23 protein-coding genes and 2 tRNA genes are annotated in these 24,435 nt (G+C 64.4%); 14 read left to right on the top strand and 11 right to left on the bottom strand.

Going from position 1 to position 24,435, the window contains the following annotated elements:
* Positions 1 to 427: 427 nt before the first annotated feature.
* Complete coding sequence (locus tag ACFQ3C_RS02325; protein WP_380788815.1) at positions 428 to 2,845, top strand: DEAD/DEAH box helicase; 2,418 nt, start codon at positions 428 to 430, stop codon at positions 2,843 to 2,845.
* A gap of 93 nt (positions 2,846 to 2,938) precedes the next feature.
* On the opposite strand, the gene ACFQ3C_RS02320 is transcribed toward ACFQ3C_RS02325, so the two are convergent.
* Complete coding sequence (locus ACFQ3C_RS02320; RefSeq protein WP_380788813.1) at positions 2,939 to 4,009, bottom strand: Mrp/NBP35 family ATP-binding protein; 1,071 nt, start codon at positions 4,007 to 4,009, stop codon at positions 2,939 to 2,941.
* A 238-nt stretch (positions 4,010 to 4,247) separates the two neighbouring features.
* Between ACFQ3C_RS02320 and ACFQ3C_RS02315 the strand changes: the two genes are divergently transcribed.
* Positions 4,248 to 4,484, top strand: a complete 237-nt coding sequence (locus ACFQ3C_RS02315; RefSeq protein WP_380788812.1) for a DUF1127 domain-containing protein — start codon at positions 4,248 to 4,250, stop codon at positions 4,482 to 4,484.
* A 496-nt stretch (positions 4,485 to 4,980) separates the two neighbouring features.
* Here ACFQ3C_RS02315 and ACFQ3C_RS02310 read toward each other — a convergent pair whose 3' ends face one another.
* Complete coding sequence (locus ACFQ3C_RS02310) at positions 4,981 to 7,347, bottom strand: ATP-dependent helicase (protein ID WP_380788810.1); 2,367 nt, start codon at positions 7,345 to 7,347, stop codon at positions 4,981 to 4,983.
* A 135-nt stretch (positions 7,348 to 7,482) separates the two neighbouring features.
* Here ACFQ3C_RS02310 and ACFQ3C_RS02305 point away from each other — a divergent pair, with 135 nt between their 5' ends.
* The 4 genes from ACFQ3C_RS02305 (at position 7,483) to ACFQ3C_RS02290 (ending at position 12,802) form a co-directional block, all read left to right on the top strand.
* Entirely contained in the window at positions 7,483 to 8,619 is a 1,137-nt protein-coding gene (locus ACFQ3C_RS02305) for an alpha-hydroxy acid oxidase (protein WP_380788809.1), read from the top strand.
* Positions 8,620 to 8,781: 162 nt separating this feature from the next.
* Positions 8,782 to 12,228: a pyruvate carboxylase gene (locus ACFQ3C_RS02300; protein ID WP_380789111.1), complete on the top strand. Its 3,447-nt coding sequence runs from the start codon at positions 8,782 to 8,784 to the stop codon at positions 12,226 to 12,228.
* The gene (locus ACFQ3C_RS02295; protein ID WP_380788807.1) at positions 12,225 to 12,614 is read left to right on the top strand and encodes an MAPEG family protein; all 390 of its coding nucleotides are present in this window, start codon (positions 12,225 to 12,227) and stop codon (positions 12,612 to 12,614) included. Before ACFQ3C_RS02300 ends, ACFQ3C_RS02295 begins: the two co-directional genes overlap by 4 nt.
* Before the next feature lie 113 nt (positions 12,615 to 12,727).
* Positions 12,728 to 12,802: transfer RNA gene (locus tag ACFQ3C_RS02290), tRNA-Gly, on the top strand.
* A 264-nt stretch (positions 12,803 to 13,066) separates the two neighbouring features.
* On the opposite strand, the gene ACFQ3C_RS02285 is transcribed toward ACFQ3C_RS02290, so the two are convergent.
* Positions 13,067 to 13,306 (bottom strand): Lrp/AsnC ligand binding domain-containing protein, encoded by a 240-nt coding sequence (locus ACFQ3C_RS02285; protein ID WP_380788806.1) that lies wholly within the window; start codon positions 13,304 to 13,306, stop codon positions 13,067 to 13,069.
* Between the two features lie 162 nt (positions 13,307 to 13,468).
* On the opposite strand from ACFQ3C_RS02285, the gene hisB reads away from it, so the two are divergent.
* Together hisB and hisH are read left to right on the top strand one after the other, a co-directional pair.
* On the top strand, positions 13,469 to 14,056 hold the full coding sequence (gene hisB / locus ACFQ3C_RS02280; protein ID WP_380788805.1) for an imidazoleglycerol-phosphate dehydratase HisB: 588 nt from the start codon (positions 13,469 to 13,471) through the stop codon (positions 14,054 to 14,056).
* Positions 14,057 to 14,062: 6 nt separating this feature from the next.
* A complete protein-coding gene (hisH, locus tag ACFQ3C_RS02275) occupies positions 14,063 to 14,701 on the top strand; it encodes an imidazole glycerol phosphate synthase subunit HisH (protein WP_380788804.1) in 639 nt (212 codons plus the stop codon).
* A gap of 21 nt (positions 14,702 to 14,722) precedes the next feature.
* Here hisH and ACFQ3C_RS02270 read toward each other — a convergent pair whose 3' ends face one another.
* Both ACFQ3C_RS02270 and ACFQ3C_RS02265 read right to left on the bottom strand, forming a co-directional pair.
* The gene (locus ACFQ3C_RS02270; protein WP_380789110.1) at positions 14,723 to 15,112 is read right to left on the bottom strand and encodes a DUF2147 domain-containing protein; all 390 of its coding nucleotides are present in this window, start codon (positions 15,110 to 15,112) and stop codon (positions 14,723 to 14,725) included.
* 87 nt (positions 15,113 to 15,199) lie between these two features.
* A complete protein-coding gene (locus tag ACFQ3C_RS02265) occupies positions 15,200 to 15,589 on the bottom strand; it encodes a DUF2147 domain-containing protein (protein ID WP_380788803.1) in 390 nt (129 codons plus the stop codon).
* 131 nt (positions 15,590 to 15,720) lie between these two features.
* On the opposite strand from ACFQ3C_RS02265, the gene hisA reads away from it, so the two are divergent.
* From hisA to ACFQ3C_RS02245, 4 genes are all read left to right on the top strand, one after another.
* A complete protein-coding gene (gene hisA / locus ACFQ3C_RS02260; RefSeq protein WP_380788802.1) occupies positions 15,721 to 16,443 on the top strand; it encodes a 1-(5-phosphoribosyl)-5-[(5-phosphoribosylamino)methylideneamino]imidazole-4-carboxamide isomerase in 723 nt (240 codons plus the stop codon).
* Positions 16,444 to 16,458: 15 nt separating this feature from the next.
* Positions 16,459 to 16,806 carry a hypothetical protein gene (locus ACFQ3C_RS02255; RefSeq protein ID WP_380788801.1) on the top strand — a complete coding sequence of 116 codons (348 nt, stop codon included), beginning with the start codon at positions 16,459 to 16,461 and terminating at the stop codon, positions 16,804 to 16,806.
* A gap of 78 nt (positions 16,807 to 16,884) precedes the next feature.
* Positions 16,885 to 17,649 (top strand): imidazole glycerol phosphate synthase subunit HisF, encoded by a 765-nt coding sequence (hisF, locus tag ACFQ3C_RS02250; RefSeq protein ID WP_380788800.1) that lies wholly within the window; start codon positions 16,885 to 16,887, stop codon positions 17,647 to 17,649.
* Between the two features lie 10 nt (positions 17,650 to 17,659).
* The gene (locus ACFQ3C_RS02245; protein ID WP_380788799.1) at positions 17,660 to 17,971 is read left to right on the top strand and encodes a phosphoribosyl-ATP diphosphatase; all 312 of its coding nucleotides are present in this window, start codon (positions 17,660 to 17,662) and stop codon (positions 17,969 to 17,971) included.
* 53 nt (positions 17,972 to 18,024) lie between these two features.
* On the opposite strand, the gene ACFQ3C_RS02240 is transcribed toward ACFQ3C_RS02245, so the two are convergent.
* The 3 genes from ACFQ3C_RS02240 to rlmB form a co-directional block, all read right to left on the bottom strand.
* Complete coding sequence (locus tag ACFQ3C_RS02240) at positions 18,025 to 18,498, bottom strand: CoA-binding protein (RefSeq protein ID WP_380788798.1); 474 nt, start codon at positions 18,496 to 18,498, stop codon at positions 18,025 to 18,027.
* Positions 18,499 to 18,718: 220 nt separating this feature from the next.
* Positions 18,719 to 19,021 (bottom strand): hypothetical protein, encoded by a 303-nt coding sequence (locus ACFQ3C_RS02235; protein WP_380788797.1) that lies wholly within the window; start codon positions 19,019 to 19,021, stop codon positions 18,719 to 18,721.
* A gap of 24 nt (positions 19,022 to 19,045) precedes the next feature.
* Positions 19,046 to 19,825, bottom strand: coding sequence for a 23S rRNA (guanosine(2251)-2'-O)-methyltransferase RlmB (gene rlmB, locus ACFQ3C_RS02230; protein ID WP_380788796.1), 780 nt, complete (start codon positions 19,823 to 19,825; stop codon positions 19,046 to 19,048).
* A gap of 168 nt (positions 19,826 to 19,993) precedes the next feature.
* On the opposite strand from rlmB, the gene ACFQ3C_RS02225 reads away from it, so the two are divergent.
* Both ACFQ3C_RS02225 and ACFQ3C_RS02220 read left to right on the top strand, forming a co-directional pair.
* Positions 19,994 to 20,077: transfer RNA gene (locus tag ACFQ3C_RS02225), tRNA-Tyr, on the top strand.
* A gap of 311 nt (positions 20,078 to 20,388) precedes the next feature.
* Positions 20,389 to 21,303, top strand: coding sequence for a hypothetical protein (locus ACFQ3C_RS02220; RefSeq protein ID WP_380788794.1), 915 nt, complete (start codon positions 20,389 to 20,391; stop codon positions 21,301 to 21,303).
* 21 nt (positions 21,304 to 21,324) lie between these two features.
* On the opposite strand, the gene ACFQ3C_RS02215 is transcribed toward ACFQ3C_RS02220, so the two are convergent.
* From ACFQ3C_RS02215 to ACFQ3C_RS02205, 3 genes are all read right to left on the bottom strand, one after another.
* Entirely contained in the window at positions 21,325 to 22,854 is a 1,530-nt protein-coding gene (locus ACFQ3C_RS02215) for a pyridoxal phosphate-dependent decarboxylase family protein (RefSeq protein ID WP_380788793.1), read from the bottom strand.
* 121 nt (positions 22,855 to 22,975) lie between these two features.
* A complete protein-coding gene (locus ACFQ3C_RS02210; RefSeq protein WP_380788792.1) occupies positions 22,976 to 23,260 on the bottom strand; it encodes a nickel-binding protein in 285 nt (94 codons plus the stop codon).
* A 25-nt stretch (positions 23,261 to 23,285) separates the two neighbouring features.
* A complete protein-coding gene (locus ACFQ3C_RS02205; protein WP_380788791.1) occupies positions 23,286 to 24,371 on the bottom strand; it encodes a PLP-dependent cysteine synthase family protein in 1,086 nt (361 codons plus the stop codon).
* Positions 24,372 to 24,435 lie beyond the last annotated feature (64 nt).

The raw sequence follows: 24,435 nt of genomic DNA, 5'->3' as shown, positions 1-24,435 counted from the left end.
CCATGATTTCCCAAAAAATTTGCGCTCAGGACATTCACCTTCCCCACACATCGCCTCGGACAGGTCTGCACAGGCCTGGAAACTGCGGATTTACGCCATAATCACGCCGAAAACACGGGAAATCGCGACCAAGTGATTCGTTTTGCCCCGCCGCGCCGCAGGCCGCAGTCACGCTAGCCGCCGATCATGTCCCATAAATTCCCATGGACCGCTTCCAGCCTGCCCTGACCGCGCGCAACCGGCACCGTTGACCCCGCGCAGCCTTTGCCCTGTCACCCGATCCACGATTGCGCTATACATTCGGCAACGAAGGCAGTAAGGCCCAGCGCTTGACCATCCTTCCCCAGCCTATGACACAAGGCGCGCGCGGCCGGTCGCGGGATATCCCGCCCCGCCTCTGCCCGCGCCCAAGGACCCGAGTGATCCCATGACCCTGCCCTACCCGACGACGAAACCTCTGGCCGACGCGCTGGAGCGGCGCGGCTATGTGGAACTGACACCCGTTCAGATCGAAATGATGCGCCCCGACCTGGTCGAGGCCGATCTGCTGGTGTCCGCGCAGACCGGATCGGGCAAGACCGTGGGCTTTGGCCTGGCCATTGCGCCCACTCTTCTGGGCGAAAGCCATGTCCTGCCACCCGCCGCGGCCCCGCTTGCGCTGATCATTGCGCCCACGCGTGAACTGGCGTTGCAGGTGAAACGCGAATTCCAGTGGCTCTACCAGGATGCGGGCGTGGTCATGGCCTCTTGCGTGGGGGGCATGGACATGCGCGACGAGCGCCGCGCGCTGGACCGCGGCGCCCATATCGTCGTGGCGACACCGGGCCGCCTGCGCGACCATATCATGCGCGGGTCGATCGACCTCGGAACAATCCGCGCCGTCGTGCTGGACGAGGCCGACGAGATGCTGGACCTGGGCTTCAAGGACGATCTGGAATTCATCCTCTCCGAAGCGCCCGAGACGCGCCGCACGCTGATGTTCTCGGCCACCGTGCCGCGCGGCATCGCGGAACTGTCGAAGACATATCTCAAGGACAATGCCGTGCGCGTGGCCACCACCACCGGCGCCACGCAACATGCCGATATCGAATACCGCGCGCTGACGGCCGCCTATGACGGCACCGAGGGCGCGATCATCAACCTGCTGCGCTACTACGAGGCGCAGAATGCCATCGTCTTCTGCAACACCCGCGCCACCGTGGCGCGTCTGGTCGCACGTTTCGCCAATCGCGGCTTTTCCGTCGTGGCCCTGTCGGGTGAACTCAGCCAGGCCGAACGCACCCATGCGCTGCAAGCCATGCGCGACGGGCGCGCCCGTGTCTGTGTGGCCACCGATGTGGCGGCGCGCGGCATCGACCTGCCGAACCTGGAACTGGTGATCCATGCCGAACTGCCCAGCAATTCGGAAACGCTGATGCACCGCTCGGGCCGGACGGGCCGCGCCGGGCGCAAGGGGGTGTCCGCCCTGGTGGTCACGCCCAAGACCCGCGCCAAGGCGGAACGGCTGCTCAAATTCGCCAAGATCACTGCCGAATGGGCGCTGCCGCCTTCGGCTGACGAGGTGCGCGCCAAGGATGAGGAACGCCTGATCAACGATCCGGTCTGGCTGGAGCCGCTGAACGAGGGCGAGGAGGATTTCGTCGCCCGCATCACCGCCACCTATACGGCAGAACAGATCGCGGGCGCCTATCTGCGCCTCTTCTACAGCCGCCATTCCGCACCCGAAGAATTGCCCGATCCCGATATCCGCCCCGAGCGCAAGCGCGACGCTGCCCCGCGCAAGACCTTCGGGCCGTCCAGATGGCTGCGCCTGTCGGTCGGCGCCAATGAACGGGCCGAGGCGCGCTGGCTCTTGCCGACATTGTGCAAGGCGGGCGACATCACGCGCGACGATATCGGCGCGATCCGGGTGCAGGCCGATGAAACCTATGTCGAACTTCTGGCCTCGGCCCTGCCCGGCTTTCTGAAGGCACTCGGCCCCGATGCGGCACTTGACGGTGGCGCCAAGGTCAGCGTGATGGACAGCGCCCCCGACCTGGCGTCGATGCCGCGCGTCGCCGCCCCGCCGCGCGCTGACCGTGGCGACCGCCCCGACCGCAAGCCGCATCGCGGCGCCGACCGTCCCGAGCGCACGGAACGCCCTGCCCCGGTGCGCCGCGCCCCGCCCCCGGCCGAAGCCGCGGCCTGGGCCGATGTGCCCGACCGCTTGCCCCCCGCCGAGGTCGCGCCGGCATCCGAGGGCATCAAATCGCATCGCCCGAAGCCCGCCCGCGCCCCCGAAGAGGATCGGCCCCGCCCCGCGAAACCCGCAGGGGTCAAGTCCGCCCCGAAGCCGGAAGGCTTCAAGTCGACCGGCTTCAAATCCCATGGCAGCGGCGCGAAACCGGCCCGCTCCGAAGGGATGAAATCGCATGCCGCAAAACCGCGCAGCGACAAGCCGCGCGAGATGGACCCCGAGGTGCATCGCGGCTTTGACAGCCCCAAACCACGGGCCGACAAACCCTATGGCAAACCGGGGGCAAAGCCAGGGGCGAAACCCTATGGCAAACCGGGCGACAAACCCTATGGCAAGCCCGCAGGAAAACCCGCAGGCAAGCCCGGTGACAAACCTTATGGAAAATCGGCCGGAAAACCGGGTGACAAACCCTATGGCAAGCCGGGCGGCAAACCTTGGGAGAAATCCGGCGACAAGCCGGCAGGTGCCGCACCGGCACGCAATGCCGCCGCCAACACCTCGGCACGGCTGGGACCGGGCGGCAAGCCCCTGCCCGCCGGCAAGGGTGGCAAACCGCGCAGCGGCGCCCCGGCACGCGGCCCCAACGCGGTGCCGCGCCGCAAGCCCTGATCAACCGCGCAACAAACAGCCTGACAAACCGAAAGGCGCGCGACATATGCCGCGCGCCTTTCATCTTTCCCTAAATACTCATGATCCGACGGCTCAGGCCATGCCACCGTCGATCAGGCGACGCGCCAGCGCCGCATAGCTCTGCGCCGCTGCGGTCTCGCCCGCCGCGATCGGCGTGCCCCCATCCCCCGCCAGCCGCGTCTCCAGGTCGATCGGCAATTCGGCCAGTAGCGGCACGCCCATCTTCTCGGCCTCGGCCTTCACACCGCCATGACCGAAGATCGGCGTCTCATGCCCGCATTTCGGGCAGCAGAAGACCGACATGTTCTCGATCAGGCCCAGCACCGGCGTCTTGAGCGTATTGAACATGTCGATGGCCTTGCGCGCATCCAGCAGCGCCACATCCTGCGGTGTTGACACGACGATGGCCCCGGTCAGTTGCGTGCGCTGGCACAGGGTCAGTTGCACATCGCCCGTACCGGGCGGCAGATCGACCAGCAGCACGTCAAGTTCACCCCAGGCGACCTGCCCCAGCATCTGCTGCAGCGCGCCCATCAGCATCGGACCGCGCCAGACCACCGCCTTGTCCGGGTCCAGCATCAGCCCGATCGACATCATCGTGACGCCATGCGCATGCAGCGGGGTGATCGTCTTGCCATCCGGGCTGGCCGGGCGCTGACTGACGCCCATCATGCGCGGCTGGCTGGGCCCGTAGATATCGGCATCCAGCAGCCCGACGCGCCGCCCCTGCCGGGCCAGCGCCACCGCCAGGTTGGATGACACCGTGGATTTGCCCACACCGCCCTTGCCCGAGGCAATCGCCAGGATCCTGTCCACGCCCGAAGGTTTGGTGGGCCCTGCCTGCGGGGTCGGATGCCCGCCGATCTTCAGGCTGGGTGCTGGCGGCTTTTCCGCCGGACCATGGGCGGTCAGCGCGACGCTGACGCTATCGACGCCGGGGATGCGCGCGACGATCTGTTCGGCGGCGACGCGCAGCGGCTCCATCTGGCGCGCGATTTCAGGGCTGGGCGCCTCGATCACAAATCGAACGGCCCCCTCGGAAAGGGTCAGTGCCCGCACCATGTCGCGGCCGATCAGGTCGCCACCATCGGGCAAGGCCAATTGGCGCAGGGCCTGTTCGATCGTCTCTTTCGTGACTGCCATGCCGTTTTCTCCATTTTCGATTCGCCATAGGTGGCAGCTTTCTCGGCCGAGACAAGAGCCACGCGAGATTCGCTTATTTCGCAGGCATCCTGCCCAAATAATAGGTCAGTCTTTCATATGCATTTGCTGCATGGCAGCATTGCGCCAATGGGTATTGTGCTGACGCAGCATCGACGTATCTTGAACACAACAGAGCGAACCCCATATCGCTACCGAGCATGAACGAAAGTGACCGAAAATGGCTTATACATCGGATCTTCGCCTTGCACAGCCCCGCGCCGCTGAAACCGGCCTGGGTGGCAAGCTGCAGGCGATCATGACCGACCTCGCGCAGCGCTACGCCCGTTACCGGGTGTTCCGCGACACCGTCAACGATCTGGCGATCCTGCCGAACAGCGTGCTGGCCGATATGGGCCTGAACCGTTCGCAGATCCGCTCGGTCGCCTATGAATACGCCTACGGGGCGAAAAAGTAACATCGGGATCAGGTGCCCCTCTCCTCCTCCCTGGGGCATCTGTGAACTAGCGGCGGCATCCTCTCCTCCTCCCTGGATGCCGCCGCGCCTTAAAAGAATACGAAAGACTTCCTCCTCCTCCCTGAGGTCTTTCGTTACCAAGAGCGGCGACACCTTCTCCTCCTCCCTGGGTGTCGCCGCGCCTTGACAAGATTGCGAAGCCCTCTCTCCTCCTCCCTGAGGGTCTTCGTATGCAAGAGCGGCGGTATCCTCTCCTCCTCCCTGGATACTGTCGTCCCTACTGACACGCTGGCTCTCCTCCTCCTCCCTGAGGGCCACGTAGCAAGAGCGGCGGCACCCCTCCTCCTCCCTGGGTGTCGCCGTTTTCTTTTTGGGGGTGGGGTATCAGATCAGCACGGAACTGGCGCAAAGCGTCGCAACCCCGGCGCGTGCCGCGCGGGTGTCAACCTCGCTGATCCATGGAAGGCCAATCAGAACGGCCGATCAGAACGGCCAATCAGAACGGAATATCATCCGCCCCGGTGACAAAGCGCGCGACAACCTTCTTGGTTCCGGCCTTGTCAAAGGCGATATCCAGCTTGTCGCCTTCGATCGCCTCGATGACGCCATAGCCGAATTTCTGGTGGAACACGCGCTCGCCCACCGCATGGGCGCTGACGGCCTGCAGGTCGATCACCGTATCGCGCGACTCGCGCGGCTGGCTGACCGGGCGTTGCGCGCTGCGGCTTTGCAGCCGCTTCCAGCCCGGCGAGTTGTAGACATTGGCCTCGGCCACGCGATCCTCGATGCCCGAGCGCACACCCCCGCCCAAGCCCCCCATGCCGGCAGCCCCGAAGCCACCACCATAAAGGCCCGGCGGGGTCAGCACCTCGACATGATCTTCGGGCAATTCGTCGATGAACCGCGAGGGCAGCGCCGATTGCCACTGACCGAACACACGCCGGTTGCCCGCGAAAGAGATCGTGCAGACCTCCTCGGCGCGGGTGATGCCGACATAGGCCAGCCTGCGTTCTTCCTCCAGCCCCTTGGTGCCGCTTTCATCCATCGAGCGTTGCGACGGGAACAGCCCGTCCTCCCAGCCCGGCAGGAAAACGGCGGGAAATTCCAGCCCCTTGGCGGCATGCAGGGTCATGATGCTGACCTTTTCGCCATCCTCCGAGGATTCGTTGTCCATGATCAGGCTGACATGTTCCAGGAACCCTTGCAGGTTCTCGAACTGCTCCAACGCCTTGACCAGTTCCTTGAGGTTCTCAAGCCGCCCCGGCCCCTCGGGCGTCTTGTCGGCCTGCCACATTGCGGTATAGCCGCTTTCGTCCAGGATCATCTCGGCCAGGTCGACATGGCTGATATCGGGATCACCCGCCATCCGGCCCCAGCGGGCGATATCGCTGACCAGCTGGCCCAGCGCCACCGCCGCCTTGCCGGTGATCGCCTTGTCGCCCACCGCGATCTGCGCGCCCTGCACCAGCGGCACGCCATTGTCGCGCGCGATGCGCTGGATGGTCTGCTGCGCCTTGTCGCCCAGGCCGCGCTTGGGCGTGTTCACGATCCGCTCGAAGGCCAGATCGTCGGCGGGGCTTGTCACCACGCGGAAATAGGCCATGGCATCCCGGATCTCGAGCCGTTCGTAGAAACGCGGGCCGCCGATGACCCGGTACGGCAGGCCGATGGTCAGGAATCGATCCTCGAAGGCGCGCATCTGGTGGCTGGCGCGCACGAGGATGGCCATGTCATCGAGGGAATACTGGCGCATCCCGCGGGTGCCGCGTTGCAGCGCCTCGATCTCCTCGCCGATCCAGCGGGCCTCCTCCTCGCCGTCCCAATGGCCGATCAGGCGCACCTTCTCGCCGTCCTGCTCCTGCGTCCACAGCGTCTTGCCCAACCGCCCCTGGTTGCCCGCGATCACCCCCGAGGCGGCAGCCAGTATATGCGGGGTCGAGCGGTAATTCTGTTCCAGCCGGACAACCGTGGCGCCGGGAAAATCCGTCTCGAACCGCAGGATGTTGCCCACTTCGGCCCCGCGCCAGCCATAAATGGACTGATCATCGTCACCGACGCAGCAAATGTTGCGATGCCCGCCCGCCAGCAGCCGCAGCCAGAGGTACTGCGCCACGTTGGTATCCTGGTACTCGTCCACCAGGATATAGCGGAACCGGCTGCGATACTGTTCCAGCACATCGTCATGTTTCTGGAAGATATGGACCATATGCAGCAGCAGATCGCCGAAATCGACGGCATTCAGATCCCGCAGCCGGGCCTGATAGGCGGCGTAAAGCTCCATTCCGCGGTTATTATAGGCCCCGGCCTCGGCGGCAGGCACCTTTTCCGGCGTCCAGGCGCGGTTCTTCCAGCCGTCGATGATCCCCGCCAGCATCCGTGCGGGCCAGCGCTTGTCGTCGATATTGGTCGCGGCCAGAAGCTGCTTGAGCAGGCGAAGCTGATCATCGGTATCCAGAATCGTGAAATTCGACTTGAGCCCGACCAGTTCGGCATGGCGGCGCAGCAGCTTGACGCAGACCGAATGGAACGTGCCCAGCCAGGGCATCCCTTCGACCTGCTGGCCCAGCATGGTGCCCACGCGCTTTTTCATCTCGCGCGCGGCCTTGTTGGTGAAGGTCACCGCCAGGATCTGATCGGGCCGCGCCTTGCCCATCGCCATCAGATGCACGATCCGCGCGGTCAGCGCCTTGGTCTTGCCGGTGCCGGCCCCGGCCAGCATCAGCACGGGACCGTCCAGCGCCTCGACCGCGGCGCGCTGCGCGGGGTTCAACCCCTCAAGGTAGGGGGCTGCAGGCCGTGCGGCCATGGCACGCGCCGAAAGCGGCACAGCGGATGTGGCGGGCATGTCGTCAAAATGGCTCATGCGCGCGATCCTAGCGCGCGACAGCGCCAAGGGGAAGTGAAGTTCTTGTTATGTTCCGGCGATATTTTCCCAGCACCCGGTTTTGCGAAAACTCGGATATGGACAAATCAGGGAAGGCTCAGACAAATGCGCGCCATGGATCTGTTTCAACGCTACCCCGCCCTTTCCGATCTCAAGGCACAGGCCCGGCGCCGTATGCCCTGGTTCGTCTTCGAATATCTCGACAGCGCCACGGGCAGCGAATCCGTGCTGCGCCGCAACCGCGCGGATCTGGACAGCGTGCTGCTGATGCCCTCGATCCTGCATGGCGAATTTCAGCCCGACATGTCGGTCAGCCTCTTCGGCAAGACCCATGCCCTGCCCTTCGGTGTCAGCCCGGTGGGCATGTCGGGCCTGTTCTGGCCGGATGCCGAACGGATCCTGGCGCGCAATGCCACCAAGGCGGGCCTGCCCTATGGCCTGTCCACCGTGGCCAGCCGCACACCCGAGGACGTCGGCCCCCATCTGGATGGCAACGGCTGGTTCCAGATCTATCCGCCGCGCGATACGGGCATCCGCGCCGACATGCTGAAACGCGCCCGTGACGCGGGCTTTTCCGCGCTGGTGCTGACCGTCGATGTGCCCGTAGCCAGCCGCCGCGAACGGCAGACACGTTCCGGCCTGACATCGCCCCCGCGCCTGACCCCGCGCCTTCTGGCGCAGGTGGCGCGCTGCCCGGCCTGGGCGCTTGGCACCGCGCGGCTTGGCATGCCCCGCATGCGGCTGATCGACGGCTATGCGGGGCAGTTGACCGGCCTCAGTTCCACTGAACACGCAGGCTACATGCTGCGTACCTCGCCGGATATGGAGTATCTCAAGGCGCTGCGTGATGCCTGGGACGGCCCCCTGATCGTCAAGGGCGTGCTGGATGCGCGCGATGTGCCGATGCTGGAAAAGGCCGGGGCCGATGCGGTCTGGGTCAGCAACCATGCCGGCCGGCAGTTCGATGGCGCACCCTCGACCATTTCCATGCTGCCGGGGATCCGGGCGGCGACAAAACTGCCGGTGATCTTCGACAGCGGGATCGAGGGCGGTCTGGATATCCTGCGGGCCATCGCCCTTGGCGCCGATTTCGTCATGATGGGTCGCCCCTGGCATTACGCCCTTGGCGCCCTGGGCGAGGCAGGCCCCGCCCATCTGATCGAGATGCTGAAAAAGGACATCGCGTCCAACATGGGCCAGCTTGGCACCCATGCCCTGCGCGACCTGCCGGGGCGGCTGATGCCTGCCTAGGTTCCGACAGGTCTCCTTGTCGCTTTCGGGCAAGGCGGAAATCTTGCAGATTGTTACAGTCGCGCCATGCCCGCACTTGCGCTGCAATGCAGCATGCGGCTACGCATGGGCGCAGTCAAGGGAACCGGGTCACCGGATCGTCACGTCAGCAAGGAGCAGACCATGGCCGAGTTCAAGAAGATCCTCATTGCCAACCGGGGTGAAATCGCCATTCGCGTCATGCGCGCCGCCAACGAACTGGGCAAGCGCACCGTGGCCGTCTTCGCCGAGGAAGACAAGCTGAGCCTGCATCGCTTCAAGGCCGATGAGGCCTACCGCATCGGCGAGGGGCTGGGCCCGGTTGCCGCCTACCTCAGCATTGACGAGATCATCCGCGTGGCCAAGCAATCGGGTGCGGATGCGATCCATCCGGGCTACGGCCTGCTGTCCGAAAACCCCGATTTCGTGGATGCCTGCACCGCCAACGGCATCACCTTCATCGGCCCCAAGGCCGAAACCATGCGCGCTCTGGGTGACAAGGCCAGCGCCCGCAAGGTGGCGATGGCCGCAGGCGTGCCCGTGATCCCCGCGACAGAGGTGCTGGGCAGCGACATGGACAAGATCCGCGCCGAGGCGGCCGCAATCGGCTATCCGCTGATGCTCAAGGCCAGCTGGGGCGGCGGCGGGCGCGGCATGCGCCCGATTCACGGTGAAAAGGAACTGGCCGAAAAGGTCATGGAAGGCCGCCGCGAGGCCGAGGCCGCCTTTGGCAATGGCGAGGGGTATCTGGAAAAGATGATCCTCAAGGCGCGCCACGTCGAGGTGCAGATCCTGGGCGACAGCCACGGGCAGATCTATCACCTGTGGGAACGCGACTGTTCGGTGCAGCGCCGCAACCAGAAGGTCGTGGAACGCGCGCCCGCCCCCTACCTGAGCCAAGCCCAGCGCGAGGAACTGTGCGAACTTGGCCGCCGCATCTGCGCCCATGTGAATTACGAATGCGCGGGCACTGTCGAATTCCTGATGGATATGGACGACGACAAGTTCTACTTCATCGAGGTGAACCCCCGTGTACAGGTCGAACATACCGTGACCGAGGCGGTGACCGGCATCGACATCGTGCAGGCGCAGATCAAGATCGCCGAAGGCAAGACCCTGGCCGAGGCCACAGGCAAGGCCGCGCAATCGGACATCCATCTGAACGGCCACGCGCTGCAGACCCGGATCACGACGGAAGACCCCCAGAACAACTTCATCCCAGATTACGGCCGCATCACCGCCTATCGCGGGGCCACCGGCATGGGCATCCGTCTGGATGGCGGCACCGCCTATTCGGGCGCGGTGATCACGCGCTTTTATGACAGCCTGCTGGAAAAGGTCACCGCCTGGGCGCAAACGCCCGAGGCTGCGATCGCCCGGATGGACCGCGCCCTGCGCGAATTCCGCATCCGCGGCGTCAGCACCAACATTGCCTTTGTCGAGAACCTGCTGAAGCACCCGACGTTTCTGAACAACGAATACCACACCAAGTTCATCGACGAGACGCCCGAGCTGTTCCAGTTCCACAAGCGCCGCGACCGGGCCACCAAGATCCTGACCTATATCGCGGATATCACCGTGAACGGGCATCCCGAAACCGCAGGCCGCCCCAAACCGCCGGCCGAGGCGCGCCAGCCGCGCCCGCCGAAATCCGCGCCCGGCGCGTTGCGTGAAGGCACCAAGACCCTGCTGGAACGCGAGGGGCCCAAGGCCGTGGCCGACTGGATGCTGGCGCAGCAGCGCCTGCTTCTGACCGACACGACCATGCGCGACGGGCATCAATCCTTGCTGGCCACCCGCATGCGGTCCATCGACATGATCCGCGTGGCCCCCACCTATGCCGCCAACCTGCCGGAACTTTTCAGCGTCGAATGCTGGGGGGGTGCGACCTTCGATGTGGCCTACCGCTTCTTGCAGGAATGCCCCTGGCAGCGCCTGCGCGACCTGCGCCGCGCCATGCCGAACCTGCTGACCCAGATGCTGCTGCGCGCCTCGAACGGGGTGGGATACACGAACTACCCCGACAACGTGGTGCGTGAATTCGTGCGCCAGGCCGCGGAAACCGGCGTGGATGTGTTCCGCGTCTTCGACAGCCTCAACTGGACCGAAAACATGCGCGTCGCCATGGACGCGGTGCTGGAGAACGAGCGGATCTGCGAGGCCGCGATCTGCTATACCGGCGATATCCTTGACCCGGATCGCGCCAAATATGACCTGAAATACTATGTCGCCATGGCGAAAGAGCTTGAGGCGGCCGGCGCGCATGTCCTTGGCCTCAAGGATATGGCGGGCCTTCTGAAACCGGCCGCCGCCCGCATTCTGGTCAAGGCGCTCAAGGACGAGCTGACGATCCCGGTGCACTTCCACACACATGACACCAGCGGCATCGCCGGCGCCTCGATCCTGGCCGCCGCCGATGCGGGCGTCGATGCGGTGGATGCGGCGATGGATGCCTTTTCGGGCGGCACCTCTCAGGCCTGCCTTGGGTCCATCGTCGAGGGGCTGCGCCACACCCCGCGCGACACCGGGATCAGCATCGACCGCGTGCGCGAAATCTCGGATTACTGGGAACAGGTGCGCGCGCAATACGTGGCCTTCGAGGCCGGCCTTCAGGCCCCCGCCTCCGAAGTCTATCTGCACGAGATGCCGGGCGGGCAGTTCACCAACCTCAAGGCGCAGGCCCGCAGCCTCGGGCTTGAGGAAAAATGGCCCGAGGTCGCCCGCACCTATGCGGATGTGAACCGGATGTTCGGCGATATCGTCAAGGTCACGCCCTCGTCCAAGGTGGTGGGCGACATGGCGCTGATGATGGTCAGCCAGGGCCTGACCCGCGCGCAGGTCGAAGACCCCGCCACCGATGTGGCTTTCCCGGATTCGGTGATCGACATGCTGCGCGGCAACCTGGGCCAGCCGCCGGGCGGCTTTCCCCCGGCGCTGGTCGCCAAGGTGCTGAAAGGCGAGAAACCGAACACCGAACGCCCCGGCAAGCATCTGCCCCCCGTCGATCTGGACGCGGCCCGTGCCGATCTGGAAAAGCAGCTTGAGGGCAAGAAGGTCGATGACGAGGATCTGAACGGATACCTGATGTATCCCAAGGTTTTCCTGGATTACATGGGCCGTCACCGCGTTTATGGCCCGGTCCGCACCCTGCCCACGCGCACCTATCTCTACGGGATGGAGCCGGGCGAGGAGATCACCGCCGAGATCGACCCCGGCAAGACCCTGGAAATCCGCCTGCAAGCCGTGGGCGAGACGACCGACGATGGCGAGGTCAAGGTCTTCTTCGAACTGAACGGCCAGCCCCGCGTGATCCGCGTGCCAAACCGTCTGGTGAAATCCCAGACCGCCGCCCGGCCCAAGGCCGAATCCGGCAACCACGCCCATATCGGCGCGCCGATGCCCGGTGTCGTGGCCAGTGTCGCGGCCACGCCGGGCGCGAAGGTCAAGGCGGGCGATCTGCTGCTGACGATCGAGGCGATGAAGATGGAAACCGGCATTCATGCCGATCATGACGCCACGATCAAGGCCGTGCATGTGACGCCCGGCGCCTCGATCGACGCCAAGGATCTGCTGGTGGAGTTCGAGGCATGATTCCGCATATCACGGCGCTTTATGCGGGGCTTCTTGCGCTGCTTTATGTCGGCATCAGCGGCTGGGTGATCCGCGTGCGCGTGCAGCAAAAGGTCTATGCCGGTGACAAGGGCGATCCGGTCATGGCCAATGCCATGCGCCTGCATGCGAATTTCGCCGAATACGTGCCGCTGGCGCTGATCCTGCTGCTGCTGGCCGAAATGCAGGGCGCGCCCGCGCTGGCCCTGCATGCTTTGGGGGCTGTCCTGCTGCTGGCGCGGATCATGCATGCGCTTGGGATGGCCCGGCTGCCGCATACCTCGGCCCTGCGCGGCGGCGGTGCGGCCATGACATTCGGCGTGCTGCTTGTGGGCGGCGCGGCCAATATCGCCCATGCGCTGTTCTGATCCGGGGTGTTTTGAAAGCCTGCGGTGAGCTCGGAAAAAGTTTTTGCGAAAAGCCGCAATTTTCCTCTTGCGGGTCACGCGCAGAATTTATATCTCACGCCTCACCCAAGGAAGCGGGCGTAGCTCAGGGGTAGAGCATAACCTTGCCAAGGTTAGGGTCGGGCGTTCGAATCGCCTCGCCCGCTCCAATTATCAAAAAAGCCGGTCCTCGTGGCCGGCTTTTTTGTTTTTGGCGCTTTGGGATTTAATGCTGAACCGTGACACAAGCCGTGCGACCGCCGACACGCGGGGTGGCGGTGCAACGACAATTCGGGGCAGTTTATCCTCGCCCCGCCATCGAACCTCGGTTCATGCCGGAACACATGCAAAATCGCCGCCCCGATGGGGCATGCCTGCGATCGCGCGGCGGTGCTGCGCGCCTTGATTCCGCGCGGGGCGCTGCCCTCGCCCCCTCAGAAAGCCTTGAAGGTCAGCGTGGTCAGCGAACGCTCGATTCCCGGAATATCCAGCAGGTGATCGTTGATGAACTTGCCCACATCCTGCCCCTCGGGAATATAAAGCTTCATCAGCAGGTCATATTCGCCGCTGGTCGAATGCAGCTCTGAATGGATCTCGCGCAGGGCGATATCCTCGGCCACCTGATAGGTTTTTCCGGGTTTGCAGCGCAGCTGGATGAAGACGCAGGTGCTCATGTCTCAACTCTTTCCTGTTTTCCCGCCAGAGGCTGGCACAGCCGGCACCGACGGGCAATGGCCGAATGGACACGCCGCGGCATCTGGTGCCGCCCGGCCCCTTCCCCCGCCCGCCCCATGCGCCTATAAGCGCCCTGACCAAGCAGGACCGGAGCCAACCCCATGCGGACCGCCACCATCACGCGCAAGACGGCAGAGACCGATATCACCGTCCAGATCGATCTGGACGGCACCGGGCGCTACGACAACCAGACCGGCGTGGGCTTCTTCGACCACATGCTGGACCAGTTGTCGCGTCACGCGCTGATCGACATGACCATCCGTGCCACGGGCGATCTGCATATCGACGATCACCACACGGTCGAGGATGTGGGCATCGCGCTGGGACAGGCGCTGACGCAGGCCCTTGGCGACAAGCGCGGCATCCGCCGCTACGGCAGCTGCCTGCTGCCCATGGATGACGCGCAGGTGCGCGCGGCGCTTGACCTGTCGGGGCGGCCCTTCCTTGTGTGGAACCTGGATATCCCCACCGCCAAGATCGGCACATTCGACACCGAACTGGTGCGCGAATTCTTCCAGGCCCTCGCGACCCATGGCGGCATAACCCTGCATGTGGACCGCCTGCACGGCTTCAACAGCCACCACATCGCCGAGGCCGCATTCAAGGCTGTCGCCCGCGCCCTGCGCGAAGCGGTCGAGCCTGATCCCCGCCGTGCCGATGCCATCCCCTCCACCAAGGGCACGCTGTAGGCTGGCATGAGCACCGTCATCATCGATTACGAAAGCGGCAACCTGCATTCCGCCGAAAAGGCCTTTCAGCGCATGGCGGATGAGGTGGGTGCCGGTCAGGTCATCGTGACCTCTGACCCCGATACCGTGCGCCACGCCGACCGGATCGTGCTGCCCGGTGACGGGGCCTATCCCGCCTGCCGGCAGGCCCTCTTCGATCACCGTGGCCTGTTCGAGGCGATGGAAGAGGCCGTGATCACCCAGGCCCGCCCCTTCCTTGGGATCTGCATCGGGATGCAGATGCTGGCGACGCGCGGGCTGGAATATACGCCCACCCCCGGCTTTGACTGGATCCCCGGACAGGTCGAACGCATCACGCCCGCCGATCCCGCGCTGAAAGTGCCGCATATGGGCTGGAACGATCTGGTGATCGACCATCCGCACCCGGTCTTTGACGGGATCAAGACGGGCGATCACGCCTATTTCGTGCACAGCTACCACATGCATGTGGCCGAACCCGCGCATCTGCTGGCGCATGTGGATTATGCCGGGCCGATCACCGCCATCGTCGGCCGCGACAATATCCTCGGCATGCAGTTCCACCCCGAGAAAAGCCAGCGAGTCGGACTGCGGATGATCGGGAATTTTCTGCGCTGGCAGCCCTGATCAGGGCCGCCAGCCGCAAGGTCACTTGAGCCGCGACCAGCTGCCACCGTCGCGGCAGATGCCCAGCACGCAGCCGCTGACCTTCAGCGTGTCGCCGGTCAGTTCCAGCCGCGAATTATAGGTCTTGTCGCGATCGGGCGACCAGACCTTGCCCTTGTAGGACCCGCCTCCCGCATTCACGGTCTCGGAAATGATCTGCCTGCCGGTGTTGGGGCTGGCCATCTCCTTGCCGGCGCTGTCGAAGCTTTTCACCAGCGTGCCGCAGATCTGCTGCCCGCAGGGGGCCACCTCGATCAGGCCGGTATTGCCATTGTCATCGGGCGCCGTCCGCCATGTGCCCAGAAGCGGCTCTGCCAGCGCGCCCCCTGCCCCCATGATCACCAGAACCGCCGCCATCATCGTCTTGCGCATGCCATCATCCTCCCTGATGCCTGCCGCGATCTTGGCCTGCGCCCCTGCACCGATCAAGCCTGACATCGGGTCAAATGCCGTCAGGAATCACTCCACCCGGCGCCAGCGGCCTCCGTCGCGGCAAATCCCCAGAACGCAGCCACTGACCTTGAGGCTATCGCCCTCTAGCAGCAACCGCGAGGCATAGGTCTGGTCCCGATCCGGCGCATAGATCTTGCCGCGATATTCGCCGCCACCGGTGGCGCGGGTTTCGGTCAGGATGAGCATGCCGTTTTCCGGATTTGCCACTTCCTTGCCCGCAGGATCCAGCGAGACCACCAACGTCCCGCACAGCGCCGCACCGCAGGGGGCGATCCGGACATGACCCATGGTCCCGTCATCCTGTGGCGCCGTGCGCCATGTGCCCAGAAGCGGCTCGGCCAGACTGGTCCCGGCGGTCGCCATCAGGATCAGGGCCGCCATCGTGAACTTACCCATGTCGTCACCTCCTACCATACTGCGCCAAATGTGCGGCGATATGCCTGTCCGATCAAGAGGCACCGCCGCGCGTTGCATTTTCCCGCCACTCATGATCAAAGCGCGCCAATCCCGGACAGACAGGTGCGCCCATGATCCTTTATCCCGCCATCGACCTCAAGGACGGCAAGGCCGTGCGCCTCTACAAGGGCGAGATGGACCGCGCCACCGTCTTCAATGACGATCCGGCAGCGCAGGCGATGGAATTTGTCGCGGCAGGCTGCGAATGGCTGCATCTGGTGGATCTGAACGGTGCCTTCGCAGGCGCGCCGGTGAACGCCGCCCCGGTCGAGGCGATTCTGGAACGCACAGGCGTTCCCGCACAGCTTGGCGGCGGAATCCGCGACATGGCCACCATCGAACACTGGCTGTCAAAGGGCCTCGCCCGCGTGATCCTTGGCACTGTCGCCGTCGAGAACCCCGCCCTGGTGCGCGAAGCCGCCCGCGCCTTTCCCGGACAGGTCGCTGTCGGCATTGATGCGCGCGATGGCCGTGTCGCCACCAAGGGATGGGCGCATGAGACCGATGTGATGGTCACCGATCTGGCCCGCAGCTTTGAAGACGCAGGCGTGGCCGCGATCATCTATACCGATATCAACCGCGACGGCGCGATGCAGGGCCCGAATATCGACGCCACCGCCGCATTGGCCCGCGCGGTCAGCATCCCCGTCATCGCCTCGGGCGGCGTGTCGTCCCTGGCCGATCTTATCGCCCTGCGCGACTGTGGCGCGCAGCTCAACGGCGCGATCTCGGGCCGCGCGCTCTACGACGGTGCCCTCGACCTGCGCGAGGCGCTGGCCGCGCTGAAAGCCTGACGGACAAGCCCGGTCATGACCGTTGTTCTGGTATTGGTATTCCTCCTGGTTCCCTTTCTGGTCTGGCGTTACTTTCGCGCCCGCCGCGTGGCGATTGCCGTGATCACCCTGTGGCTGGGCCCGGTGCTGTTCCTCATCGGCTTCGACCTTGCCATGTCGGGTTGCGCGAATGTGCCCTATACATCCGTCGCCGGTTACCTTGATTGCCCGACCAGGGCGCATGAGCTGGCCTATGCCGTCTTCGGCCTGCCTGCCGGGCTCATGGTGGTGCTCATGCTCTCGCATGGCCTCGCAAGCCTCGCCCTCTTCCTGACACCCCTGATCCTTGGCATCGGGCTGGAACTGATCCTGCGCCGCCGTTAGCGGCCCGCCGCGCCGTTGCATCGCCTGCCCGCCCAGAGTAAACGCAGGGGCGTCCCCGTGGAAAAAGGCCCGCCCCGCATGCTCAAGGTCCGTATCATCCCCTGCCTCGATGTCGCCGATGGCCGCGTGGTCAAGGGTGTGAACTTCGTCGATCTGCGCGATGCGGGCGACCCCGTGGATGCGGCCCGCGCCTATGACGCGGCCGGCGCGGACGAGCTGTGTTTTCTGGATATCCACGCCACCCATGAAAATCGCGGCACCATGTTCGACGTGGTCCGCCGCACCGCCGAGCAATGCTACATCCCGCTGACCGTGGGCGGCGGCGTACGCACCCCCGCCGATGTGCGCGCCCTGCTGCTGGCCGGCGCCGACAAGGTCAGCTTCAACTCCGCCGCCGTGGCTGATCCCGATGTGGTGGCCAAGGCAGCCGATCAGTTCGGCAGCCAGTGCATCGTGGTGGCCATCGACGCCAAGACCGTATCCCCCGGCAAATGGGAGATTTTCACCCATGGCGGGCGCAAGCCCACGGGCATCGACGCCGTGGACTTCGCCCGTCTGGTCGCGTCCAAGGGCGCGGGCGAGATCCTGCTGACCTCGATGGACCGCGACGGCACGCGCGCCGGCTTCAACCTGCCGCTCACCCGCGCCATTTCGGATGCGGTGGATATTCCCGTCATCGCCTCGGGTGGGGTCGGCAACCTCGATCACCTGGTCGAAGGCGTGACGCTGGGCGGGGCCTCCGCCGTGCTGGCGGCCTCGATCTTCCATTTCGGCGATTACACTATCGGCCAGGCCAAGCGCCACATGGCCGCCGCCGGGATCCCGATGCGACTTGATAGCTGAGGCTGAACCAATGACACTTGATGACCTCGCCACCCTGATCGCCGCCCGCGCGGATGCCGACCCGGATACCAGCTGGACCGCAAAGCTGCTGTCCAAAGGCCCCGAGAAATGCGCCGAGAAATTCGGCGAAGAAGCGGTGGAGGCCATCATCGAAGCGGTCAAAGGCGACCGCGACGCCCTGACGTCCGAGGCCGCCGATGTCCTTTTCCACCTGCTGGTGATGCTGCAATCGCGCGGCGTGGCGCTGTCGGATGTCATGGCCGAACTCGCGCGCCGTCAGGGCACATCCGGCATCGTCGAAAAGGCCGGTCGCAAGGGCTGACAGCCCCGCATTCTTCTTGCTTCAAATATCCATGCGCCACATGCGCCGCAGGATCACAGCTTCGACGAAATCACTCCGGTCGCGAAGCCGCCCATACGCAATTCGCCGAACAGCCGCTGGTATTCGATCTTGGGGCAGCGGTTCATCACCACATCGACGCCGCGCGCGCGCGCAAGGGCGGCGGCCTCTTCGTTCTCGACCCCGATCTGCATCCAGACGGTCTGCAGCTTCGGGAAAAGCCGCAATGCCTCTTGCACGATCGGCGTCACATGTTCGGACCGGCGGAAGATGTCCACCATGTCGACCCCGCCCTCGATATCCGCCAGATGCCCCATCACGGTCTGGCCGAACAGCCGTTCGCCCGCATGACCGGGATTGACCGGGATCACCGTGAACCCTTTCAGCGACAGGTAGCGCGCCACGTAATAGCTGGGGCGCACGGGGTTCATCGACACGCCCACCACCGCGACGCGGCGGGTGCGTTTCAGGATATCCTTCAGGAAGGCGTCGGAATATGTCTCGCTCATGGGGATGACCTTATCGCCTCGCCCCCCGCCCGAGAAGGCCCGCAACGGCGCTTTACAGAAAAAAGCGCCCAAGGAAAGCCTTGGGCGCCAGTCACGGAACGAGGGACAGTGAAGAAAGCGCGCATGTTCCGATCACGCGCCTTCCGATTAAAGATAGGAAGCATGAACGGAATATGAAGATGCGGTAATAAACCTGTGATCCGCGCGCGATCCGGCCGGATCAGTCGAAGACATGCTCGATCAGGTCAAATATCTCGCCCGCAAGCCAGCGCGCCGCACTTTTGCGCTTTTTCGGCTTGCCGTAATGCTTGGTCGGCCCCGGCCGATTGCGCGGCCCGCCACGTTCGGGTTGCGGGGTGACAACGGGATGATCCTGCACCACCTCGGCGCGCAGGGATTTCATGTTGTGCAGCGGCGCCCCGCAAGAGGCACAAGACAGCTCGTGCCGTTCCTTGCCCCGCAACACCAGCGCGGCGCGGGTGCCGCAATAGCAGCAGGTCGCCACTTTCGTCCCATAACTCATGCGCCGTCCTTCAATACCCGTCTCTCAATGCTCCATGGAAGCATATAGGGCAACGGCCGCCGCATTTGAGACGTTGAGCGAGCCGAATTCCCCCGCAAACGCGATTTTGACCAGTTGGTCGCAGGTCTCGCGCGTTCTTTCGCGCAATCCCGGCCCCTCGGCCCCCAGGACCAACGCCACGGGACGGTCGCGCCGGCCTTCCAGCGCCTGTTCGATGGTCTGTTCTGCCGTGCCGTCCAGCCCCAGCAGGATATAGCCCATGGCGCGCAGCTCCTGCATCGTGTCGGCCAGGTTCTTGACCCGCAGATAGGGCTGCCGCTCCAGCGCGCCGCTGGCGGTCTTGGCCAGCGCGCCGGTCTCAGGCGCGGAATGATGCCGTGGCCCGATCACCGCACAGGCGCCGAACACCTCGGCCGAGCGCAGGATCGCCCCCACGTTATGCGGATCGGTCACCCGGTCCAGCAGGATGACACGCGGCACCCGCCCCGGCACACCGGCGCAGATATCGGCGACCCGGCCCCAATCCAGCGGCCGCACCTCAAGTGCGGCCCCCTGGTGCACGGATTGCGGATCAATGGGAACCGAGAATTTGCGCGGATCGACCACTTCGGCCTCGATCCCGCTGGCGGCAATCGCCTCGGCCAGTTTGTCGCGCGCGTTCAGCGTGACCACCAGCCGCAGCTTGTCACGCGCGGGGTTCATCAGCGCATCGCGCACCGCATGCAGGCCGAAAAGCCAAAGTGTTTCATTGGCATCGGCCTTGCGGGCCTGTTCTTTTTCGACGACCCATTTGGGTTTTTTCATCGGTTTCGCCCCCGTCCGGTTCGCGTCTGTCACATTGCGCCTGTTCATGCGCTGCGGGTCGCGCATCTGCAAGGTTTTTCACGCCGGTCGGCTCGACGGTTTTTCCTGTTGACGTCCCCCAAGCGGAGCATTAATCAGCCCCTCACGCGACGGGCAACCGGCGCAAGTGGGCGACAGGCCGCAAGGTGTGGCAGGGGACTGTAACTCCCTCGCGGAGACGCACGCCTGGTTCGATTCCAGGGTCGCCCACCATTTTCCTCCCTAAAGCAAATATGCGTCGCGAAAGCGATTGAACTGGCGCGTCCCGTCGGCGTGTATCCGGTTGTCCTTGGGGGTGTCCGGCCTGATCCATGCCGCATATGGGGGCTTCGCGGGGCCGGTTTGCTTCAGTGACTCAACCGCCACAGTTGATTTGAATGATCCACAGGGCCGGCCGGACGCGTTGAAGATTTCAAGATGATCTGCCAATACTCAATTTAAAGACGATTAAAATACAAAAATAAAAATCCAGGCTTGTTTATGCCTGGCAATAAAAACCGAGCAACTAATACAGGAGAAATCTGATGAAAAACCGTTTGACGATTGTGATGGGCGTGCTTGCCGCATTCACCCCCGTAATGTCTTCCGCGCAGGAAGTCTCTGGCGCGGCGACGTTGGGACTGGCCGAGACAAGCTCGCCATCCGGCGTGCCTGATTATTCGGCCATGTCACTGGATGGCAAGCTGGACGTGACCTATGCCGGAGTTCTCTCTTTCGGGGCGAATATTTCCACAGGCAAAATAGATATCGACGGGGTTTCCGAAGACCTGAGCGCCACCATCATCGGTCTGAACGCAGGCTTTCCGCTGGGCAGCATGTGGAATGGCGGCGCCTATTACGAACATGCCGAACTGGATGTCGACGGCCTGGGCAGCGAGTCGATAAATTCCTATGGTTTGTTCGTAGGCTACAAGAGCGACCTGATGGCCCTGGAACTCTTCGGCGGTGAAACCGACGGGGACTCCCTGACCGGCACGGGCGTTGATTGGTTCGATATCGGCGGGCAGGCTTCCTTTGCAGTCGGCCAGGCCGGCGAAGTGGGCGGTCACATGATCCGATCGCGCCTGTCAAGCGGCGGCGTCGACGTTGACCTGACCTCGGTCGGGATTGGCGGCAGCTTCGAGATGGCGCAGGGCCTTACCGTGTTTGCCGGTCTGAATCGCGCCGAGATCGATGTTCTGACAGGCGATGTCACCACATTCGGCCTTGGTGTCGGCTATGATCTGGGGGCGATGGTCAATTTCCCCGCGACCGTATCGCTGGAACTGTCCCGCTCGCGCATCGACGATGGCGTTGACGACTACGACTCGGACACCATCCGTTTCGGGATTACCATCCCGTTTGGTGGCGCCAAGGCTTCCCCGATGAACAGCGTCGCCTCGGCGGCGATGGCACCGAACCGCAATGCCCTGACCACGGTCATCAACAGCGATTTCTGATCGCGTCACACAGGGCCCGGATCAGAGCGGCGCAATCGCGCCGCTCTTTTTATGTGGCGCCGCTTGCTTGCGGGTGCGCTGAGCTGAAACGGCCTGACGCTCCCTGACCTGCGCGCCGATCCGCAGCACCGCATCCACCAGCAGGTCCAGATCATCTTGCCTTGTGCGGTGATTGCAGATCGCAACGCGCAGGCAGTGCCGGTTGCGGATGGTGGTATCGCCAATGACGGCAAGGCCGCTTTCCTGCAGGTCCAGCATGATTTCGGTGTTGTGGGCGCGCAATTCGGCTTCGGTCATCCCGCCGGGATTGTGACGGAAACAGACGATTGTCGTGGCCGTGGGCGCCATCAGTTCAAGATCGGGCCGGGCGTCAATCAAGCCGGTCAGGTAGCTTGCCTGCGCCACGGTGCGGTCCAGAATGCGCCCGAACGTGTCGGTCCCGTGATGCCGCAACATCATCCAGACCTTGAGAGCCCGAAAACCGCGGGTGGTCTCGGGGCTGTAGTCATGCAGGAATTCCGCGGCCGCAAGCCCCCGGGTCGCGACCTGAAGATATTCCGCGCTTTCGGCAAAGGTCGCGCGATGTATCTTGCGGTCCCGCAGCAGGGCGCACCCCACATCGAAAGGGGCGTGCAAGCCCTTGTGCAGGTCCAGCGCCAGCGAATCCGCGCGCGCCAGTCCCGTCACAAGATGCCGGCTTTGCGGGGCGATGGCGAACAGCGCGCCGATGCAGCCATCGACATGCATCCACAGACCCTGCTCACGGCACAGATCGGCAATGGCGGACAGATCGTCAATTGCCCCGGTATTGGTGGTGCCGGCTGTCGCGATGATGCAGGCGGGCCTTGTGCCGTAATTGCGGTCCGCCTCGATTGCCGCGCGCAGGGCGTTGATATCCATGCGAAACGCTGCATCGGTTGGCACACAGGTCAGGGCCTCGCTGCCAAGCCCCAGCAGGTTCATCGCCTTCATGTGGCAGCTGTGAACCTGGTCCGAGGCATAGAAGCGCAACGGCGCCTCCATCCCGGTCAACCCGACGCGGTGCAGATCTATACCCGCCATGCTGTTTCTGGCAGCCGTCAGACCGACGATATTGGCCATGGAGCCGCCATTGACCAGCGTTCCGCTGGCGCCATCGGGAAAACCCATCATCTGGCGCAACCAGTCCGTCACCTGTTCATCGACGAGGGTCGCGCCCGTATTGCCGGCCCCCAGGTTCGATCCGTCGATCGCGGCCAGAAAATCGGCCAGCGCCCCGGTCAGGCAGCCCGATCCCATGTACCAGATCCAGAAGCGGGGATGCACATTGCCCATCGCATGCGGATAAAGCTTGCCCACGACATCGGCATAGACATCTTCCAGGGGTTCGGGGCCGGCGGGCGGCGGCGCATCGAATTGCTGGCGCATGGCCTGTGGCATGGGTTGCCAGACGGGGCCATCGCCGATGCCTTTCAAGCGGTCCACCGCATCATCCAGCATCTGATGCGCCAGTTGACGCATGGCGTTCCAATCGTCCGGGTCAAGCGTATCCGTCAGGGTTGGGTCGGTCATGATGTCCTCTTTGGGTGCAAGCCAGCAAGGCACCGCATTCGCCAGGTGTCAGCGGCGTCAGCAGCCTGTGCGGCATGGGGGGGGCGGCATTGGGGGGGGGGCGCAGCCCGCCCCCATTCCGTCAGCCGGGATCGGGCCGGATCACGACAGTCGCGCCGATCGGGGTGATATCCTCGCCCGGCATGCCGACGCAGCGGGCATGTTCGCGCAACGCGTCCTCGTTCACGGCTTCGTAGATGCAGCAGGTGCCCAGGCGTCCGTCGGGTTCGCTCAGGACATAGGACCGGATCCAGCGCACCTGATCGGGCATCTCTTCATCGCCGATCCGCGCGGAAATCGCGGCCGTCTTTTCCAGGTCAGCCTGGTCGGCCCAGGCGCTGGGGCGTCGTATCATGTAGAGGTTCATCTTGTCTCTCCCTTGGTGTGGAATGTTATCCGGCGGCCATCTGGTAGCCGGGTGTCGAATTGGACAGCGCGCGTTCCTCGTCATCCATGTCCTCGGGGATCCCCTCGAACAGCGGTGTTGAAAGGTAGCGCTCGCCGGTGTCGGGCAGCATCGCCAGAATGACCGAACCCTTGGGCGCCTGTTCCGCGATCTGCATGGCGATCGCGAAGCTGGAGCCGCCCGAAATCCCGGTCAGAATGCCCTCGCGGGCGGCAAGCTGCCGGGCCCAGGCGATGCCATCGGTCCCTTTGACGGGGACCAGGCTGTGGTAACCGCCGCTGTCCAGCACCTCTTGCAGCACAAGCGGAATGAAATCCGGCGTCCAGCCCTGGATGGGATGAGGTTCGAATGCCGGATGGCTGCCAACAGGCGCACCGTCGGGGCCGCGTCCCTGGGCGACACCGCTTGCGATCAGCGCGGCGTTTGCCGGTTCGCTGAGGATGATCTTCGTCTCGGGCCGTTCCTGTCGAAGCACGCGGGCCAGACCGGCAACCGTGCCGCCCGTGCCATAGCCGGTGACGACGTAATCCAGCCTGTCCCCCGCGAAATCATTAATGATTTCCCGGGCGGTGGTGGCTTCGTGGATATCTGCGTTGGCTGAGGTCTCGAACTGGCGCGCCAGGAACCAGCCATGTGTCCTGGCAAGCTCGACCGCCTTCATATACATCCCCGTACCCTTCTGCGCGCGCGGCGTCAGAACGACCTTGGCACCCAGAATCCGCATCAAGCGGCGCCTTTCGACCGAAAAGCTGTCGGCCATCGTCACGACCAGCGGGTATCCTTTCTGGGCGCAGACCATGGCAAGGCCGATACCGGTGTTCCCACTTGTGGCCTCGACAACCGTCTGGCCAGGCTTCAGCGTGCCGGCGCGTTCGGCCGCCTCGATGATGTTCAGCGCCAGACGATCCTTGACCGAGGCGCCGGGGTTGAAGAACTCGGCCTTCACGTAAAGCCGCACACCCTCAGGTGCCAGGTTGTTGATCCGGATTGCGGGCGTGTCCCCGACCGTATCCAGGATCGTGTCATAAAGCCGTCCGCGTCCCTGCGTGGTTCGGATCGAGGCATGTGTCATCTCTGGTCTCCCTTGTGTCTTTTTCGACCGTGCCGCGACGCGAAAGGCGGCAGGGCGCGTGGTG

The organism is Seohaeicola saemankumensis (assembly GCF_042678485.1).
Classification (GTDB): domain Bacteria; phylum Pseudomonadota; class Alphaproteobacteria; order Rhodobacterales; family Rhodobacteraceae; genus Seohaeicola; species Seohaeicola saemankumensis.
This window is presented reverse-complemented; position numbering and strand designations above follow the sequence as displayed.